Source organism: Oscillatoria sp. HE19RPO (assembly GCF_024220515.1).
Classification (GTDB): Bacteria; Cyanobacteriota; Cyanobacteriia; order Cyanobacteriales; family Laspinemataceae; genus Laspinema.
The window spans coordinates 1-2,797 of the sequence record NZ_JAMXOT010000506.1 but is presented as its reverse complement, the minus strand read 5'-3'; the positions used below and the strand labels follow the sequence as shown (position 1 = coordinate 2,797).

Here is a 2,797-nt window from a genome sequence, read left to right as displayed (position 1 = left end):
CCGTCCCCCCCCCCCCAAAAATCTCTTCGTTCGTAGTAACGACTTCAGTCGTTATCTTTCTTCGTTCGTAGTAACGACTGAAGTCGTTCCCCCCCCCAAAAATCTCTTTGTTCGTAATGTTGAGGTGGGCATTGCCCACCCTACAATTGCTACAATTGCTCACTCCACCCAAAAATAGCAGACCAAATCCTAACCTGCTATGCCTTATGAATCCGGCGGCGAGACAGGTGGAACCAACGCCGCTTCAAAGGCGGGACAATAGCCATCAGGAGTCACCTTAAACCCAAATAAAGGAGAAATCTGATTCCAACAACGCTGTCCTCGATAATACCGACAGTTTCCGCAACATTCTATATTCGCATTGACTCGGGCGGCACTCCCTTGAGAGAGCAATTCTCGTTGAGAAACGCCACGCACCACTAATTCCTCACCCTGCCAACGCGCTTCAATTAACCCCGTATCGGAAAACTTCTGCCACCGGGGGTCCAAAGCCAAAGTTTGGGACAGGGAAAGGGTGACACTGCTTGGATGTTCCGTAAGTTCTCCCGGATAAATTTCCGCCGGGGTCGCCGGTTGCAAAATCGTCTCGCCGATCGGGAGTTCTACGAGATTCCCCGCTTCTGGAGTATGTAGGTGATAACGGTTGCGCAGTTCATCCAAGTTGGTCAAGTCCGCTAAATAGGCGGGGGAACCGTGGATGAAGACAACGTGCTGGGGATGTAAGTTATGAATCAGTTGGGTGGTGCTATTGCCGTCACAATGTTGGGCGAGTAAATAGGTTTCGAGGGTAAAGCGCGACTTGGGGAGATGGGCAAATAAGGACTCTGGGTTATAGCGTTGAGGTTGTCCAGGATATTCGGGAAGCAAAATCAGCCAGGGTTGGCGATCGCCTCCCTCAAAATTGTTGAGGTTGTTGCTTAATTCCGTCAGCAGGACACAAGGACCGTTTGCCAGTTGCGAACGGTGTTCGGGGAATAAGCGACGCACCCTCGGACGGATCCGTTCGTCCCAAAATAGGGGTTGATGGCGGGCAAAGTTTTGGACTGAGGCGGGGAGTTGGGGGAGGAGTTCTAAATAAATATCACAAGCATCGGCAACGGTTCCCTCGACCCAAATATCCAAGTCTCGCCCGGTGAATTGGTGATGACTCCGCAGTAGCATCAGGATTTCTTGACCTAAACCCACGGTAGGAGTGGGAAGCAGGACGGATTGACCCTGAGCGATCGCCCGTTCGATGCGTTCGGCAAGTTGGTTTTCCTGCGATCGGCGATGGGGAAACCGCGAGGTCCCATAACTGCCTTCGACAATCAGCACGTCTGGATCTAATCCCCGCAGTTCATCGAGGGGCAATCCTTCCACTAAGCGGGAGTTGGAGAGGAAAAAATCTCCGGTATAAAGCAGGGTATAGGGTCGGGGCGGTTGAGGCGATCGCCCGGAGGGGTTAGGGGTATAGCTCAATAAAATAGCCGATGCCCCTGGGAGATGTCCGGCAGGAAATAATTCAGCAGTCAATCCATCCAGAAATTCTACCGGGGTGCGCCAGGGTAAGGCTTGACAAAATCTTACGCGATCGCGCTCGGCTTCGGGCCAGTTGAGGGGGAGTAGTTCGGTGGTAACTTCACTGGCATAAATCGGTAATTGGGGAAAGGCTTGATGCAGGGACCATAGACCCCGGGCATGATCGCTATGCGCATGAGACACCAGCACTAAATCTGCCGGTAGGGAGCCTGGGCCACGGCCCTTTTTCTCTAAACCCGCTTGCAGGGGTGAAATATCTCTGATGCCACAGTCGAGGAGGATGCGATAGGGTCCCATCCGCACCTGTAAGGAGACTCCCTCATCTCCATGACCGACACTATAGGGTAAACATTCAAGCTGATCCATTTACGTTGAACACACCTGAACATCGCCACTCAAGTCTGGAATGATAGCGGATGAAGGGGCGGTGATTCTACCCCAGGTCCTCTGTCTCAAGGGGTTGCCGTTCCACCCGGGGGATACCGGAATCCCTGGGACTTCTCCTGGTTGGGATGGATAGGGGCGATCGCCCTGACCCATTTTTCCGGTCAATCCTTCGGGACCTTGCCCCCTTACACAGAACTTACCCATTGGGGAAAATAAAACCCTAAATGTAGAGGCGATTCGCGAATCGCCTCTACATTTAGCCTGAATTCTCAAAATCTGCGCAAGTCCTGTTACAGCATTTTGTTTCCAGCCCGGTCCTGGTTGGTTTTTAGGATAAATTCTCATCATGGAAAACCCAGATGAGGCAAGTGCTTTGCTCACCGGGCTACGGGATAAGGCTGGATTCTGTTCGATTGAGATAGATCTGTTACTCAGGTGAATCACCTCGTGGAACCGATGGAATTTCTGGATGTTCATCCACTGACCAAATCCGATGACTTAGATTTGATGCTACCAAGGAAGGGGATCATCCTCAAATCCTTTTTTGCTCCCCTCAAGAAGCAATGGGGTCTCTCCATCGGGTTTTTCGGGACATATCGGGCAATTGGGAGGCGACTGCTCCCTTTGCCGGAAATCAGTCCGGGCTTTGTCAAGAAATCCTCTCCTAGGGCATCAGTTCCAGTCGAACTCAAAAACCGGGTGGCTTGACCGAATCTCTACGCAGAAAGCCACTTTCGTAGGGACAGAAGCCGGGTTGGGGTCCGATTGCTCCGATCTCTACCGGGAAGGCCCAGGCCATTGAAACTGAACGACTAAGGGGATTGCAAAATATAAATCCTCCAAACGCGCAACTGAAAGTAAGGTATGTGTAGGGGCGCAATGCTTGCGCCCC

Annotated in this window: 1 protein-coding gene; it reads right to left on the bottom strand. The window is 52.1% G+C overall.

The annotated features are described in order from the left end of the window. Nucleotides 1–204: 204 nt before the first annotated feature. On the bottom strand, nucleotides 205–1,884 hold the full coding sequence (locus NG833_RS30195; protein ID WP_254568956.1) for an MBL fold metallo-hydrolase: 1,680 nt from the start codon (nucleotides 1,882–1,884) through the stop codon (nucleotides 205–207). Nucleotides 1,885–2,797: the final 913 nt, after the last annotated feature.